We start from the raw sequence: 16,064 nt of genomic DNA on the forward strand, positions 1-16,064 counted from the left end.
ATGAAAAACGCATTCGACAGAAATAAACTTTGTTACTTATACGATGTTGAAGGCAAAAATGACGAACAATTATGTTGTCAAGATATACCTGAGAATATTTCAGAAATTAAAAATCTTCACATCTCGACGTTGGCAATGGATTTTCCAGATTCTTTCTCTAAAAAGCAAAGAACTGAACTGGAAAACGACTGGATTGAATTACTACCCAAATTGGATAATATAACTACGTTGTCTATTAGACATAGAGTTAATCAAGAGTATTTTGAGGCAATTTGTAAGATGAAAAATCTCAAGACTCTATTTTTTTGGACATCAACAGTCGAAAACATAAATTCAATTTCAAAACTAAAAGAATTATCATCTTTATCTCTTCAATCATTTAGTAGACTTAAAAATTTATCTGCTTTAAAATCATTAAAAAAATTAAGAAGATTAACAATCGAAAATAGTTTTAAAGTTGAGAATTATGAAATCATCGGAGAGATGACTGAATTATCTGGACTTTGTCTTGGAGGAGATTTTAGCGCGCCAAAAAACCTAATGCTTGACAGTTTAGTTCCTCTTAAAAGACTTAAAGAATTGAAACATTTGGATATGTCTACTGCATCAATAAGAGATAAATCTTATGACGTGATTTTGGAAATGGAAAAATTAGAAAGACTTGATGCACATTGGAGAATGACCGACAAAAAACGAACGGAATTGAAAGAAAAACATCCGAATCTGAAAGCTGGATTTTTTGTTGATTACGATTTTGTCAAAAACGAATTTTATGATGGAAAAGAATGGTGAAAATAACTGTTTACAACAACGTATATAGCTCATAGCTAGTTAGTTGATTAATCGAAGTTAAGGTATATTTGCTAGTCCGCCAAATTTTTTAATTTGGCTTACTGAGTAAAAAAGATAATAAGAAAAATTAAAAAATTCGGCTCGTGCTTAATCCGAAAATAATTTTATAATTTGCACGCTACGAGCCATATACAAGAACGTTGTAAACAATTATGAAAAACGCATTCGACAGAAATAAACTTTGTTACTTATACGATGTTGAAGGCAAAAATGACGAACAATTATGTTGTCAAGATATACCTGAGAATATTTCAGAAATTAAAAATCTTCACATCTCGACGTTGGCAATGGATTTTCCAGATTCTTTCTCTAAAAAGCAAAGAACTGAACTGGAAAACGACTGGATTGAATTACTACCCAAATTGGATAATATAACTACGTTGTCTATTAGACATAGAGTTAATCAAGAGTATTTTGAGGCAATTTGTAAGATGAAAAATCTCAAGACTCTATTTTTTTGGACATCAACAGTCGAAAACATAAATTCAATTTCAAAACTAAAAGAATTATCATCTTTATCTCTTCAATCATTTAGTAGACTTAAAAATTTATCTGCTTTAAAATCATTAAAAAAATTAAGAAGATTAACAATCGAAAATAGTTTTAAAGTTGAGAATTATGAAATCATCGGAGAGATGACTGAATTATCTGGACTTTGTCTTGGAGGAGATTTTAGCGCGCCAAAAAACCTAATGCTTGACAGTTTAGTTCCTCTTAAAAGACTTAAAGAATTGAAACATTTGGATATGTCTACTGCATCAATAAGAGATAAATCTTATGACGTGATTTTGGAAATGGAAAAATTAGAAAGACTTGATGCACATTGGAGAATGACCGACAAAAAACGAACGGAATTGAAAGAAAAACATCCGAATCTGAAAGCTGGATTTTTTGTTGATTACGATTTTGTCAAAAACGAATTTTATGATGGAAAAGAATGGTGAAAATAACTGTTTACAACAACGTATATAGCTCATAGCTAGTTAGTTGATTAATCGAAGTTAAGGTATATTTGCTAGTCCGCCAAATTTTTTAATTTGGCTTACTGAGTAAAAAAGATAATAAGAAAAATTAAAAAATTCGGCTCGTGCTTAATCCGAAAATAATTTTATAATTTGCACGCTACGAGCCATATACAAGAACGTTGTGTGTAATTTAAGAAAAACCGAACTGAAATTTGAAATTGATAAAAAATTTATATTTAATTCTATTTATTCTAATAGCTTTTAGTTGCAATGACAAAAAAGAAAAAACTGATTTCAAAGAAAATAATGGACTTATAATTGAAAATAAGAAAGAACCGAAAATAAAAAACGTTTTAAGCGAAGAGAAAACTAAAGTTCAATTAGAAGATACAACATCAAAAACATATGTTGCGTTGAAATTTATCAACGACTATGTTGTGAATTGTAACAAAATGAAAGAACAAATAGGAATCGTTAAATGGGTAAATTCTAATCAGGATGTTAGTCAAGAATTTAAAGAAGAACTAAAAAAAATGATTGAAGATGCTTATAAATCTGAACCTGAATACGGACTTGGATTCGACCCGATTTTTGACGCTCAAGATTATCCCGATGACGGTTTTAAACTTGCTGAATTTGACTCTATTTCAAATTATTTGACTGTAGAAGCTAAAACTTGGAAAGGTTTTTCTATTAATATGAGGATAAAAGAAGTGAATAATAAATGGTTAGTTGACGGTTGTGGAGTAATTAACATTCCGAAAAACAAGCAAGCGGAAAGATAAAAACTACACACAACATTGTGTATAGTTCATTGCTTACCAAGTGCTTATCTGGAAAATTCCTTCGGAATTTTCTCAGGCTCGTCAAAGTTTGCTAAATTAGTAACTTAATCACGCAACAAACCATACACTGAGCGTTGTAGGTAATTTGACCAATGAGTACGGAAAACAAAAATGAATTGAAAAAACAAGAAAAGACAATCCGAAAAAGTCTTGCATTGGTGTTTATTCCAATTTTTATTGTAATTATCTCTATCTCACTAATTCAAAACAATTCGCAGAATTATCTTAAAAAAGAATATGAAAAAATCCGAAATAACTCATACTCTGGAAAAATAACAAGTCTATTATTAGTCAAAGATAACGGACGAACTAGACCGATTTTAATTGACAATAAATGGGAAAAAGAAATTCCTTTTTTCATCCACGAAAAAATAAATATTGGAGATTCATTATATAAGAAAATTGATTCTGATTTTGAATATTATGTTAGAAATTCAAAAACGGACACTATAAAAAGAGATGTCAATGAATTTTATCGTAAAAAATATTTTGACAAACTGAATGAAAAATAAAAAAACTAAAAATGAACACTCAATGTCCTACAGCACCACCTAATAAAAAAGAATAAATCACAGATATTGGAAAGATATTAGTCGCAGAACACGGAAATAAAAAATACTATAAGCCAGAAGAAGTTAAAAAACCCTCAAAAAAATCTAAACACTATGATTCTAGCGGAATAGATTGGCATTGTTGGGCTATGTGTACATTCTCTTCTCATTCTGACTTTGACGCTTATCACGAAATTACTGGAGAGGTATGCAACTATGTTGATATGAAAACCGAAATGTTAAGTGGACTTACAACTTCGACTTCTGTAGATTGGTTAGCAATTCCTGATTTAGATATTGACGCTTCTTGGCTGGATTTCGGAGATGTCTTTGATGGATTATTAGAAGGTGTTGGAGAATTTATTGGAGGAATATTTGACGGACTATAAAAAACTACCTACAACATTGTGTATAGTTCATTGCTTGCCAAGTGCTTATCTGGAAAATTCCTTCGGAATTTTCTCAGGCTCGTCAAAGTTTGCTAAATTAGTAACTTAATCACGCAACAAACCATACACTGAGCGTTGTAAGTAATGCCGAAAAACCCAGAAACCAAGTGAATAAAACAATATTTGAAATTACCAAAATGGATTGTCCTTCAGAGGAAAATCTTATCCGAATGAAATTGGACGGAATTTCAAGCATTGCGAATTTGGACTTTGATATTCCGAATCGAAAATTGACCGTTTTTCACAGCGGAGAAATTGACCAAATCGAAAAGTCCGTTATCGAATTGAATTTAGGTGGAAAAAAAATCTCAACGGAACAAACCGACCAAACGGAATTTAAAGAAAACGAAAATCAGAAAAAACTACTTTGGTCTGTACTTGCCATAAATTTTGCTTTTTTCATTATTGAAATGACAACAGGAATTATCTCAAAATCTATGGGACTTGTTGCCGATAGTTTAGATATGCTTGCGGACAGTTTTGTGTACGGAATTAGTTTGTTTGCGGTTGGCGGAACAGTAATAAAGAAAAAACGGATTGCCAAACTTGCTGGATATTTTCAAATAATACTTGCAATTATTGGATTTGTAGAAGTCTTGAGAAGATTTTTCGGAAACGAGAAACTTCCCGATTTTTCAACAATGATTATAGTTTCGATTTTTGCACTTATTGCAAACGGAATTTGTCTTTATATTTTGCAAAAGTCAAAGAGCAAAGAAGAAGCACATATGAAAGCGAGTATGATTTTCACTTCGAATGACGTGATTATCAATTTGGGAGTAATTATTGCAGGAATTTTAGTGCATTATTTGAGTTCTAATAAACCTGATTTGATTATCGGAACAATTGTTTTTGCATTGGTAATTCAAGGAGCATTTCGGATTTTGAAATTAAGTAAGTGAACTAAAAAGCACTACTTACAACAACGTGTATAATTAATGGCTGGTTCTCGCCTACTTACGAAAATCCTCGCGGATTTTCTATTCGGTTTTTATTTGCTAAATTAGGTGCTTAAACACGCCACTAATCATACACAAAACCGTTGTAAAACATATTGAAAAACAAGTTGCATACAATAATTTTATAAAGCATATTAAAATAATTGTATCTTTGAATTGTGGAAAAAATTGGAGACATAGAAATCCGAGTTGTAGGAAAATCAGGGAATCAAAGTTTAAGTCCTGACAACTACGATATTAAGCATATTGCAACTATTTTGCAAAATGTTGAGGACTTACTATATCCAAACAATAAGAAAGATAGACCAATTATTACTTATGATATTCAAGAAGGTTCTGTCAGACATCTATTTAAAACAACTATTCAAACAGTAATTGGATTTAGTGCTGTGTTAGGACAAGTTCAAGCTAATGAATCAATAGATTTTCTGGAATTAAAAACTGCGAGAGCTATTGAAAATATTCAAAATTTATCACGTCAGAAAAATTATGAATTTCAAATTAAAACTTCTCTCAAAGACGACTATGAATTAACTATTAATCCTTCTACTAAATATTTTAGAACAGAAAATATTTGGGTTGAAGCGGAATTCTATTTTTATGGTATTCTAAAAGATGCTGGCGGAAAAAGTAAAGCTAACATCCATTTAGATACTAAAGATTACGGATACTTATCGATTGAAACTGGAGAAGAGTTTTTAAAGGAAAGAGAAGAAAATTTACTTTATAAAAAATTTGGTGTTAGAGTGAGTGGAAAACAAAACATTGAAACTGGCGAAATTGACACAAAATCACTTTCTTTATTAGAACTAATTGATTATCAACCAAAATTTGACAGCGACTATCTGAATTCACTAATTAAAAAAGCCAAAAAAAGCTGGAATAATATTAATCCAGATGAATGGCTGTTAAATTTAAGAGGTGGATATGAAGCATAGTGTTTTATTAGATACAAGTTTTTTTATTCGACTTCTTAATGATGAAGACCCACTTCACTCAAATGCTGTTGGTTATTTTAAATATTTCTTGGAAAACGAAATAGCTTTAAAAATTTCTACTATTAGTATTGCAGAATATTGTGTTCTTGGAAAACTTGAAGATTTACCACTAAAAAATGTCCAAATTGTTCCGTTCAACTTAAAAGATGCTGAAAAGACAGGAGAATTTGCCGAAATTATTTTTTCGCAGAATAAAATCAATGTCAAGAAACTATCACCTAGAGCAATAATTCCAAACGATTCAAAGCTTTTTGCACAATCGGATTTAGATAAAACTATTAGTCATTTTGTAACTTCTGACGTTCGTTCAAAAAACACTTTAGCTTTATTAAAGAAAGGAACAAATCCAAAATTCGATATAATTAGTATTGATGTTCCATTTACAGAAACATTCGGAATTTTAGATTTATAAAAATACGTTTTACAACACCGTATATAATTTATTGCTGGCTTCTTGCCTACTTGCGAAAGTCCTCGCGGACTTTCTTTGTCCGTAATTATTTACTAAATTAGTTGCTTAAAACACGCAACAAACCATATACAACAACGTTGTAAAACATTTAAAACAAACATTGAGGAACATTTTACTCTTTTTTTTCATAATCATAACCAACTTGGCGTTTAGTCAAAATACGGAATATAGCGGAATCGTTTATGGAGACGGTTATCCTGTAGTCGGAGCAACCATTTTAGTTAAAGACTCGACTATAAACACGAAAACAGATTTTGATGGAAAGTTTACTATCAATGTTCCTGATGAATTTAATGTTCTGATTTTTAGCTACGCTGGATATGAAACCATAAATTATAATCTTTCAGAAAATACGTCTTTATCTATTGAAATGTCAACATATCAAGAACGTGGAATTTGGATGTCAATAGGTACTTTTTCAGATATAACTTTTGCACCTTATGGAATTTCAATAAGTAATGGACAAGATGAGCAGAATCTACTTCATTTTGAAAGTTTTCAAGAGAGTATCTCAGTAAAATTAGCGCTTGCAACAAATTTTGATGATAATTTGACTTACGAAACAAGATTGAGTTATCATAGACCACTTCTCAAAAACTCTTTTTACAATACTTCTATTGAGTATCTGAAAAAGGAATATTCTGAATTGGAATTAATGGACATCAGTCTCACTACCGATGTAATAGATTTACCATTTATAAACTCTCTTCTTACAACTAAGGTTGGAATACAAGATTTTAAAGAGCAACAAAGTTTTGGAGCTGCAATTGGATTAAAGCGATGGCATCATAATTCTAACTTACAATATGGTGCACAAATAGGCTATTGGAATGATTACTTTACGTATAATTTTCATTTCCGTAAATTTATCTATAAAGATATTTTTAGTCTTGTCGCAAAATATAATAGAATTGATGATGCTGATTTTTTTGTAGCTGGAGTCCATTTTCTATTTAAAACTAACAAGCAAAAATATTAGTGCGAAAAAACGTTTTACAACAACGTATATAGCTCATAGCTAATTAGTTGCTTAATCGAACTTAAGGCTTATTTGGAAAGTCGCCAAAATTTTAAATTTGACGATTTCCAACAAAAAAATAAATAGTAAAATTTAAAAATCTGGCTTGTGCTCAACCGAAAATAATTTTATAATTTGCACGCTACGAGCCATATACACAACCGTTGTAAACAATTATGAAAAACGCATTCGACAGAAATAAACTTTGTTACTTATACGATGTTGAAGGCAAAAATGACGAACAATTATGTTGTCAAGATATACCTGAGAATATTTCAGAAATTAAAAATCTTCACATCTCGACGTTGGCAATGGATTTTCCAGATTCTTTCTCTAAAAAGCAAAGAACTGAACTGGAAAACGACTGGATTGAATTACTACCCAAATTGGATAATATAACTACGTTGTCTATTAGACATAGAGTTAATCAAGAGTATTTTGAGGCAATTTGTAAGATGAAAAATCTCAAGACTCTATTTTTTTGGACATCAACAGTCGAAAACATAAATTCAATTTCAAAACTAAAAGAATTATCATCTTTATCTCTTCAATCATTTAGTAGACTTAAAAATTTATCTGCTTTAAAATCATTAAAAAAATTAAGAAGATTAACAATCGAAAATAGTTTTAAAGTTGAGAATTATGAAATCATCGGAGAGATGACTGAATTATCTGGACTTTGTCTTGGAGGAGATTTTAGCGCGCCAAAAAACCTAATGCTTGACAGTTTAGTTCCTCTTAAAAGACTTAAAGAATTGAAACATTTGGATATGTCTACTGCATCAATAAGAGATAAATCTTATGACGTGATTTTGGAAATGGAAAAATTAGAAAGACTTGATGCACATTGGAGAATGACCGACAAAAAACGAACGGAATTGAAAGAAAAACATCCGAATCTGAAAGCTGGATTTTTTGTTGATTACGATTTTGTCAAAAACGAATTTTATGATGGAAAAGAATGGTGAAAATAACTGTTTACAACAACGTATATAGCTCATAGCTAGTTAGTTGATTAATCGAAGTTAAGGTATATTTGCTAGTCCGCCAAATTTTTTAATTTGGCTTACTGAGTAAAAAAGATAATAAGAAAAATTAAAAAATTCGGCTCGTGCTTAATCCGAAAATAATTTTATAATTTGCACGCTACGAGCCATATACAAGAACGTTGGCAACAATTAAAACAAAAATCGCGATAAGAACAAAAAACCTAAACTAAATGGCTGAAATAAAAGACAAAAAATACGGAAAAACAATTTTCTATATCGATGGAGATGAAATCAAGGATAAAAAATATGGAACAACTTTGTTCTACATTGACTCACCAGAAATCAAAGAAAAAAATAAGTATGGAAATACAAAATTCTATTTGGACGGAGACGAAATAAAAGAAAAAAACAAATATGGAACTACACGTTATTATTTGGACGGAAAAGAAGTTAAAGACAAAAATAAATATGGAAATGTAAGATTTTATATAGATGGCAATGAAATTAAGAGCAAAAACAAATATGGTAGTACAGAATACTATATTGATGGCTCTCTTACAAGAGACCAATTATCTGCATTAATTTCAATCATTTAATAAAATTATGAGAAGCATTTTAAAATCAAGCATAACGGATATTCCAAGAAATATATCCAATGGCGAAAAAGATAATTTTGGAATTGAGCCTTTTGAGAACGGACTTACAAGATTTATCAACCACACAAACACACCTATAACAATTGCACTTCAAGGCGAATGGGGAAGCGGAAAAACTTCTTTAATGAACAGTCTCAAAAAGAATTTAAGTGATGGAGATAATTCAAATTACCATTCTGTTTGGTTAAACACTTGGGAATATGCTTTAATGAAAGACGCTTCCTCTACATTGATAGACATAATTACTGGATTAATACAAGAAACTTCAAAGATTGCTAACGTTGACGAAACGCAAACTCAAAAAATTGTCAATAAACTTTGGGGAGTTGGAAAAACAGCAATGAAATTTGCTGCAAAAACAGCAGCCAATAAATTTATTGATGGTTCATCGGAAGTTGTGGAAAGCCTTTTCACAGAAAGAGGTAAATCATCAATTTCAGAAATTAGAACAGAATTAGAAACTATCATTGAAAATTGTATTCAAAAAGATGATAAACAAGGTTTCATCTTTTTTATAGATGATTTAGATAGAATTGACCCACCAGTTGCAGTACAACTTTTAGAATTACTCAAAAACATTTTCACATTAAAAAATTGTGTTTTCGTTTTGGCAATTGATTATGACGTTGTAATAAAAGGACTTGAGCCAAAATTTGGTAAAATTTCAGAACAAAATGAAAGAGAATTTAGGTCATTTTTTGATAAAATCATTCAAGTGCCATTTTCAATGCCAGTTACAAGTTATAAAATTGACAATTTCCTAAAAGAAAGTTTATTTTCAATAAATTACATAGATGAAGCACATTCTAAAAATACTGAACTGATTTCGAAATTTTCAGAAATTTCTAACTTATCTGTTGGTACAAATCCAAGAGCGTTAAAAAGACTATTAAATTCACTTTCTTTGATAAGTTGCATAAATGCTACAAAAGGCAATTCAGAAGAGAATGACCAATTAAATGATGATTTGGAATTACTTGTCAATTTCACATTGGTTAGTATTCAAATTGCATTTCCACCAGTTTATAAACTTTTGACTATGTATTCTGGTTTTGATAAATGGAATGAAAACATTGCTTTGCAAATGAATCTAAAATCTCTTGACGAACAAAGCAAAGCCAAACTAAATCAATCAGAAGAATTTGACGAAGAATGGGAACAAGTTCTATTCAGACTTTGTGAAAACGACCACTATTTAAAAAAAAGAGCGTTAAGTATTTCAAGACTGTTAAACAGTTTAAAAATATCAATTAACGAAAAAGAAGAAGATGTAGAAGACTTTGTTGGTTCTATAATTTCCCTTTCATCTGTTACTAATCTTGAAGCTTTTGACAAGCCTGTAGTTGATTATCATAGAGGTAATTTCTTGAAACATTTAAGAAATTTGTTAATTCCTGAAATGAAAAAACAACTTCCCGAAATTGCAAATCTTATAAAACCACAAGGAAAAAGGGTTCAATCAAATGCTTACATCAAATTTTCAGAGAAAAATTGGGGACATTGGTTAAAACTGCATTCGCATCCATTCGATGGGAAAGTTCGTTTAATTATGATGTCAGATAAATGGATTTGTCCTGCTAAACATAATACATTACAAGAATGTATTGACGAAGCAAAGTTGACAAATGAATTCAAACAATTGGAAAATGATTGGAATATTTTTATAGAAAGCCATCCAGATTTTGAAAGCTTAAACTTTTATGATGAATTGGCTAAACGTGAAAATCATCACATTATTCATTTATATACTTATTTAGTTTTACCGAGCCTTGAAGATTTTTATAAACAAGAAAATTTAGTCAAAATCAGTAAAGTTTCTTCGGAGATATATCAGTTTTTAGTTAGACTTCAAGATTTAAGTTTAAAACTTCAAGAATTTCATCAGCAATAAAAAAATGGCATTTTCAATAAACGCAGGAACTTACACTTTAAGACAAAACAATCAATCCGAAGAAAATATCATATTAAACGGAACCACAAATTATGTAATTCCTATTTATCAACGACCTTATTCTTGGACTGAATCCCAAATTAAGAAATTCATCAATGATATTTTTGCCTCATTTTGGGGTTATGAACAAGATAAAGATGCAGAACCAATGTTTATTGGAACGATGCAATTATCCGAACTAAAAAGCGATAACACACAAAATATTATTGACGGTCAACAGAGAATTACAACCTTTTTAATTCTACTAAAAGTTTTAAAATTAAAATTTTCTGATTCACAATTATTAGATGATATTAGGCTAAATTGGTTAAAAACAGAAGTTAATAATGGCGAACAGCAGTTAAATTTAAATGAGTTGTTGTCTCAAAATAACATTGAAATTCCATTAGAAAATTCCTTAAATACATATCTAAACAACGCTCAATTAATTAGTGTTTTAATAGACAATCAAACAGACACGGAACTTTTTAATATAGAGAATTTCATAAATCATCTTTTCTCAAATGTATATTTTGTTGTTATAGAAACAAAAGCGAGTTTATCCAAAACCTTACAGATTTTTGATGCAATCAACACAACTGGTTTAGACCTTAATGCAGGGGATATTTTCAAGATTCGTATGTATGAATATTTAAACTTGCAAAGCGAAAACAAGCAAGTTTTTAATGAAATTAGTGCTTTATACGAAAAAATAGATGTAAAGAATAAATCATTTAAAAGTGAAATTGCAAATATTCAAAGCATCTTACATATTTATCAATTCTACCTAATCGCTAAATACAATCTTCCAAATGTTCTATACACTTATGGAGCAAATACTTTTTTTGACAGATTGTTTGAAACAATTTTCAATATCAATCAATGGGAACATTATAGAAATTCTATTAAATCGAGCAATCTCGAATTAAAATTAAGTGAGATAAACACACTAATCGATTTGAGATATAATTGGGAAGAAAAATGGAGAAACAATTCCTATTCGAATGTTGAAAATGCTGGATTACTTCACTTATGGTGGTGGTCAAGATACGGTCGCTTTTGGATTTTAAGTTTTTTGGTCTTAAACAGTTTAAAGGATGATGAATACAAATACGATAAGTTGGCAATATTTACAAAACAGCTAACAAAATTATATTTGATTTACAGTTTAATTTACCAAAAATCAATAAATGAAATCAATAGTTCCTTTACAAGTCAACTAATCAAACTTATTGTAAACGATTCGTTTGATTCTGTAATGGAACATATTAACAAAAAAATTAATCAGCATTATGACTGGAAAAAGCAAAGACTAAACCAAATTATGTCAGGCGATATCTTATATAGCGCAAAGGTCAAAAACATACTTTGCAGACTTTCGGCCTTGTTAGAGGAAGATATTACATCAAATTTACCAGAAGATATTAAAAACGTTAAGAAGAATCTCTTTTGGAATCCGATTGACATTGAGCATATACAGTCATACAATGACGAAGATTTAACAAATCGTGATTTAATAAAATCTGAATGGGGAGAAAATTTAAACTCTTTAGGTAATTTAGTTGCTTTGGAACAAAAGATTAATCGTTCAATAAACAATGTAGAAAGCAAAAAACTTTTAGGTTATCAAAAAAGTTCGCTGACTATAATAAAATCTAGATTAGTAGAACAATATTCTGAATGGAATTTAGAAAAATGTGTTGTCCGAAAAGATTATGAGAAAACCAAGTTAATTAAATACCTTTTAGGACAGAATAACTGTTGCCAACACCGTGTATAATTAATTGCTGTTAAGTGCTTAATTCATTGGCTTTTTTATATATTTAAGGTCAGTTTTAATCCGAAAAGTTCGTGCTTATTTACACGCAACTAATCATACACAATCACGTTGTAAACAATTATGAAAAACGCATTCGACAGAAATAAACTTTGTTACTTATACGATGTTGAAGGCAAAAATGACGAACAATTATGTTGTCAAGATATACCTGAGAATATTTCAGAAATTAAAAATCTTCACATCTCGACGTTGGCAATGGATTTTCCAGATTCTTTCTCTAAAAAGCAAAGAACTGAACTGGAAAACGACTGGATTGAATTACTACCCAAATTGGATAATATAACTACGTTGTCTATTAGACATAGAGTTAATCAAGAGTATTTTGAGGCAATTTGTAAGATGAAAAATCTCAAGACTCTATTTTTTTGGACATCAACAGTCGAAAACATAAATTCAATTTCAAAACTAAAAGAATTATCATCTTTATCTCTTCAATCATTTAGTAGACTTAAAAATTTATCTGCTTTAAAATCATTAAAAAAATTAAGAAGATTAACAATCGAAAATAGTTTTAAAGTTGAGAATTATGAAATCATCGGAGAGATGACTGAATTATCTGGACTTTGTCTTGGAGGAGATTTTAGCGCGCCAAAAAACCTAATGCTTGACAGTTTAGTTCCTCTTAAAAGACTTAAAGAATTGAAACATTTGGATATGTCTACTGCATCAATAAGAGATAAATCTTATGACGTGATTTTGGAAATGGAAAAATTAGAAAGACTTGATGCACATTGGAGAATGACCGACAAAAAACGAACGGAATTGAAAGAAAAACATCCGAATCTGAAAGCTGGATTTTTTGTTGATTACGATTTTGTCAAAAACGAATTTTATGATGGAAAAGAATGGTGAAAATAACTGTTTACAACAACGTATATAGCTCATAGCTAGTTAGTTGATTAATCGAAGTTAAGGTATATTTGCTAGTCCGCCAAATTTTTTAATTTGGCTTACTGAGTAAAAAAGATAATAAGAAAAATTAAAAAATTCGGCTCGTGCTTAATCCGAAAATAATTTTATAATTTGCACGCTACGAGCCATATACAAGAACGTTGTGAGCAATTAAAAAGAACATCTGTGAGAAACATTTTCAATTTGATTTTATTACTAATTTTCTTCGTTTCTTGTGGACAAAAAGGAAATGAAGCTACCGATAATGAACTCGGAAATTCTGATTTAAAAAATCAAGAAGATTTATTTGAATTTAAAATACCTGATACAATTTCTCTTGGAAAACATATTGGAAGAATAGCTAAATATAAACGGAATAAAAAACCGAATTTTGACTATTTATTATCGGTAATTGTGAGTAATGAGTATGAAGACTCAAAAATCAAAACTGATACTTTCAGTAATGGAACTTTGAATCCATTTTTCGGAATAAACGGATTTAAAACTGGAACACAGGACATAAAATTAATCGTTGAGGAGCAAATTTTGGAACCTTATAAAAAGGATATAGATTCGTTTTTAAGTATAAAAAAATTATATCACGAATACGAAGTACGAATTACTGTAGTTGAAAGAGATTATGTTTCTGACATTGAGGAAAAATTACTCGCTGAATTGAAAAATGAAAAACAATAACTGCTCACAACACCGTATAAAATTAATTGCTAGTTCGAGCTTGCTTACGAAAATCCTCGCGGATTTTCTATTTGGTTTGTATTTGCTAAATTAGGTGCTTGAACACGCAACTAATCTTATACATAAACGTTAGCTACAATATGAAAAAACACAGATTCAAAATAAAGCAGACATTTTTACTTCTTCAATTAATGATGAGTTTTTTGGTAATAGCTCAAGATAAAAATCCCATTCTCAAACCTTTTGAATTAGGTAGCCTCGGAGAAATTACTGCACCAGATTCATTACCAGATAATGGTTGGGCTATGAAATCATCTAAAATGAGATTAGTAGACCTTAAAACAGATTTTCCTTATCGAATCGTCGCATATTTTGAAAATAAAGAATTAATATCATTGCACGTAGTTTTTGGAGAAAATGGCAATGGTTTGCCCTTTGAGATATATGAGAAAATTAGAAGTGAATTAATAAAACTATGGGATTACATGCCAACTGGGTTCGTAGAGCACAGAAGAAAAATTGGGAATAAAGCTCAAATATGGGAAACAAAAAAATATCGGATTGAATGGACATATCAGAATCAACCAAATTCAAAAACCAACAAAATGGGCTGGCTTTATTTATACAATAGAACCCATTTTATAGAAGACTATTTAGAAGATTAAAAATACAGTAGCTAACATTGTGTATAATTCATTGCTTGGTCATTGCTTTCTTGGAAAATTCCTTCTGAATTTTCACTGGCAAGTTTTTGTTTACTAAATTAGTTGCTGAACCACGCAACTAATCATACACCAAACGTTGCCAACAATAGAACTCACTCAAACGAATGAAACACCATTTTGGAGATTTTTTAGACAGAACAGGTAACTATTGGACAATTATTCCGAATGTTGAAAGATATTCGTATTCTGCAAACGAGGAAATAATAGACAAAGAAGAAGTCAGAATTTTAACGATTTCTAAAAATGATAATAATTGGACTCAAGTTTTCAATTGCCCAAATATTGAGGAAATAACTTTACACGAACCGAGTAAAGAACAAGTTCAAAAAATAAGCGAACTAACTCAAATAACAAGATTGAGAATTACTCATCTGCGAACAAAAGACATAGAATTCATTGGAGAACTAATCAATTTAGAAGAGATTGTGCTTGAATATGTTTCTGGATTTTCTGACTTATCACCTTTGCGGAATTTAAAGAAACTGAAATCACTTCACTTTGAGAATTTAAGAAAAGTTTCGAGTTTTGAAAATCTTAAAGGAATTGAAAGTTTAAAATATTTGCACATTGACGGAACACTTGACTGGAATCAACCGATTGAAAATTTTGAATTTTTAGAAGGCTTGCCAAATCTTGAAGTGTTTTCTTTAGGTTTTATAATTAACAAAACAGAATTCCCTGCATTTTTACCGATTTTAAAACTAAATAATTTAAAGAAAATAATAATTGGACGAGCAACTTTAAACACGAAAGAATATGCGTTTTTAGAAACAGCTTTGCCCAATGCTGAATGTGGAACTAAAGGTGGGATTTGGGAGTTATGTTGGGAATACAACGAATATTTTGAATTTCTCGGCAAAAGAGCTGGAAGAGTAAAATGTACAAACCCAAAAGCGAATGAAAAGTGCGAAGAGTTTATTAAAAAATACGAAGGAATAAAAAAAGAATCGGAACAAATAATAAAAACTACTGTTGGCAACAACGTGTATAATTAATGGCTAGTTCAAGCCTACTTACGAAAATCCTCGCGGATTTTCTATTCGGTTTTTATTTGCTAAATTAGGTGCTTAAACACGCCACTAATCATACACAAAACCGTTGCCATTAATTTGACAGAAATACCGAAATGATTAAACTAATTTTTATATTTATTGTAATTCAGGTTCTTTTCTTGATTCCTTCTTACTTCTTATATAGAAAGTTTTTGACAAAAAAATTCCGAATCAAA

General features: G+C 30.1%; 17 protein-coding genes. All 17 read left to right on the forward strand.

All coding sequences use genetic code 11. The features are described 5' to 3' along the window. The 17 genes from HM987_RS04700 to HM987_RS04780 all read left to right on the forward strand — a co-directional run bounded on the left by HM987_RS04700 (position 1) and on the right by HM987_RS04780 (position 15,831). Positions 1–792 carry a hypothetical protein gene (locus HM987_RS04700; RefSeq protein ID WP_179005698.1) on the forward strand — a complete coding sequence of 264 codons (792 nt, stop codon included), beginning with the start codon at positions 1–3 and terminating at the stop codon, positions 790–792. A 212-nt stretch (positions 793–1,004) separates the two neighbouring features. After that, the gene (locus HM987_RS04705) at positions 1,005–1,796 is read left to right on the forward strand and encodes a hypothetical protein (protein ID WP_179005698.1); all 792 of its coding nucleotides are present in this window, start codon (positions 1,005–1,007) and stop codon (positions 1,794–1,796) included. 233 nt (positions 1,797–2,029) lie between these two features. Beyond that, positions 2,030–2,602, forward strand: a complete 573-nt coding sequence (locus HM987_RS04710) for a hypothetical protein (protein WP_179005700.1) — start codon at positions 2,030–2,032, stop codon at positions 2,600–2,602. A 176-nt stretch (positions 2,603–2,778) separates the two neighbouring features. Next, positions 2,779–3,174, forward strand: a complete 396-nt coding sequence (locus HM987_RS04715; RefSeq protein WP_179005702.1) for a hypothetical protein — start codon at positions 2,779–2,781, stop codon at positions 3,172–3,174. A 188-nt stretch (positions 3,175–3,362) separates the two neighbouring features. Beyond that, on the forward strand, positions 3,363–3,602 hold the full coding sequence (locus tag HM987_RS19490) for a hypothetical protein (RefSeq protein ID WP_229724599.1): 240 nt from the start codon (positions 3,363–3,365) through the stop codon (positions 3,600–3,602). A gap of 167 nt (positions 3,603–3,769) precedes the next feature. Further along, positions 3,770–4,564 carry a cation transporter gene (locus tag HM987_RS04725; RefSeq protein ID WP_167919739.1) on the forward strand — a complete coding sequence of 265 codons (795 nt, stop codon included), beginning with the start codon at positions 3,770–3,772 and terminating at the stop codon, positions 4,562–4,564. 215 nt (positions 4,565–4,779) lie between these two features. Next, on the forward strand, positions 4,780–5,559 hold the full coding sequence (locus HM987_RS04730) for a hypothetical protein (RefSeq protein ID WP_179005704.1): 780 nt from the start codon (positions 4,780–4,782) through the stop codon (positions 5,557–5,559). After that, a complete protein-coding gene (locus tag HM987_RS04735) occupies positions 5,549–6,031 on the forward strand; it encodes a type II toxin-antitoxin system VapC family toxin (RefSeq protein ID WP_179005706.1) in 483 nt (160 codons plus the stop codon). Before HM987_RS04730 ends, HM987_RS04735 begins: the two co-directional genes overlap by 11 nt. Positions 6,032–6,233: 202 nt before the next feature. Next, positions 6,234–7,070, forward strand: coding sequence for a carboxypeptidase-like regulatory domain-containing protein (locus HM987_RS04740; protein WP_179005707.1), 837 nt, complete (start codon positions 6,234–6,236; stop codon positions 7,068–7,070). 215 nt (positions 7,071–7,285) lie between these two features. Then, a complete protein-coding gene (locus HM987_RS04745; protein WP_179005698.1) occupies positions 7,286–8,077 on the forward strand; it encodes a hypothetical protein in 792 nt (263 codons plus the stop codon). A 251-nt stretch (positions 8,078–8,328) separates the two neighbouring features. After that, complete coding sequence (locus HM987_RS04750) at positions 8,329–8,694, forward strand: hypothetical protein (RefSeq protein ID WP_179005710.1); 366 nt, start codon at positions 8,329–8,331, stop codon at positions 8,692–8,694. Between the two features lie 7 nt (positions 8,695–8,701). After that, on the forward strand, positions 8,702–10,645 hold the full coding sequence (locus tag HM987_RS04755) for a KAP family P-loop NTPase fold protein (RefSeq protein ID WP_179005712.1): 1,944 nt from the start codon (positions 8,702–8,704) through the stop codon (positions 10,643–10,645). A gap of 4 nt (positions 10,646–10,649) precedes the next feature. Continuing rightward, on the forward strand, positions 10,650–12,464 hold the full coding sequence (locus HM987_RS04760) for a DUF262 domain-containing protein (RefSeq protein ID WP_179005714.1): 1,815 nt from the start codon (positions 10,650–10,652) through the stop codon (positions 12,462–12,464). A gap of 120 nt (positions 12,465–12,584) precedes the next feature. Continuing rightward, positions 12,585–13,376 carry a hypothetical protein gene (locus tag HM987_RS04765; protein WP_179005698.1) on the forward strand — a complete coding sequence of 264 codons (792 nt, stop codon included), beginning with the start codon at positions 12,585–12,587 and terminating at the stop codon, positions 13,374–13,376. Between the two features lie 243 nt (positions 13,377–13,619). Next, entirely contained in the window at positions 13,620–14,111 is a 492-nt protein-coding gene (locus HM987_RS04770; protein ID WP_179005696.1) for a hypothetical protein, read from the forward strand. A gap of 140 nt (positions 14,112–14,251) precedes the next feature. Next, positions 14,252–14,776, forward strand: coding sequence for a hypothetical protein (locus tag HM987_RS04775; protein WP_179005716.1), 525 nt, complete (start codon positions 14,252–14,254; stop codon positions 14,774–14,776). A 164-nt stretch (positions 14,777–14,940) separates the two neighbouring features. Then, the gene (locus HM987_RS04780; protein ID WP_179005718.1) at positions 14,941–15,831 is read left to right on the forward strand and encodes a leucine-rich repeat domain-containing protein; all 891 of its coding nucleotides are present in this window, start codon (positions 14,941–14,943) and stop codon (positions 15,829–15,831) included. The last annotated feature ends 233 nt before the right edge of the window (positions 15,832–16,064 follow it).

The sequence above is a fragment of the Winogradskyella forsetii genome (genome assembly GCF_013394595.1).
Classification (GTDB): domain Bacteria; phylum Bacteroidota; class Bacteroidia; order Flavobacteriales; family Flavobacteriaceae; genus Winogradskyella; species Winogradskyella forsetii.

What these genes read in the sequence shown, in the direction of transcription:
- HM987_RS04755 (WP_179005712.1), top strand. Translation starts at nt 8,702, where the DNA reads ATGAGAAGCATTTTAAAATCAAGCATAACGGATATTCCAAGAAATATA.
- HM987_RS04750 (WP_179005710.1), top strand. Translation starts at nt 8,329, where the DNA reads ATGGCTGAAATAAAAGACAAAAAATACGGAAAAACAATTTTCTATATC.
- HM987_RS04700 (WP_179005698.1), top strand. Translation starts at nt 1, where the DNA reads ATGAAAAACGCATTCGACAGAAATAAACTTTGTTACTTATACGATGTT.
- HM987_RS04705 (WP_179005698.1), top strand. Translation starts at nt 1,005, where the DNA reads ATGAAAAACGCATTCGACAGAAATAAACTTTGTTACTTATACGATGTT.
- HM987_RS04745 (WP_179005698.1), top strand. Translation starts at nt 7,286, where the DNA reads ATGAAAAACGCATTCGACAGAAATAAACTTTGTTACTTATACGATGTT.
- HM987_RS04765 (WP_179005698.1), top strand. Translation starts at nt 12,585, where the DNA reads ATGAAAAACGCATTCGACAGAAATAAACTTTGTTACTTATACGATGTT.
- HM987_RS04775 (WP_179005716.1), top strand. Translation starts at nt 14,252, where the DNA reads ATGAAAAAACACAGATTCAAAATAAAGCAGACATTTTTACTTCTTCAA.
- HM987_RS04780 (WP_179005718.1), top strand. Translation starts at nt 14,941, where the DNA reads ATGAAACACCATTTTGGAGATTTTTTAGACAGAACAGGTAACTATTGG.
- HM987_RS04735 (WP_179005706.1), top strand. Translation starts at nt 5,549, where the DNA reads ATGAAGCATAGTGTTTTATTAGATACAAGTTTTTTTATTCGACTTCTT.
- HM987_RS04760 (WP_179005714.1), top strand. Translation starts at nt 10,650, where the DNA reads ATGGCATTTTCAATAAACGCAGGAACTTACACTTTAAGACAAAACAAT.
- HM987_RS19490 (WP_229724599.1), top strand. Translation starts at nt 3,363, where the DNA reads ATGTGTACATTCTCTTCTCATTCTGACTTTGACGCTTATCACGAAATT.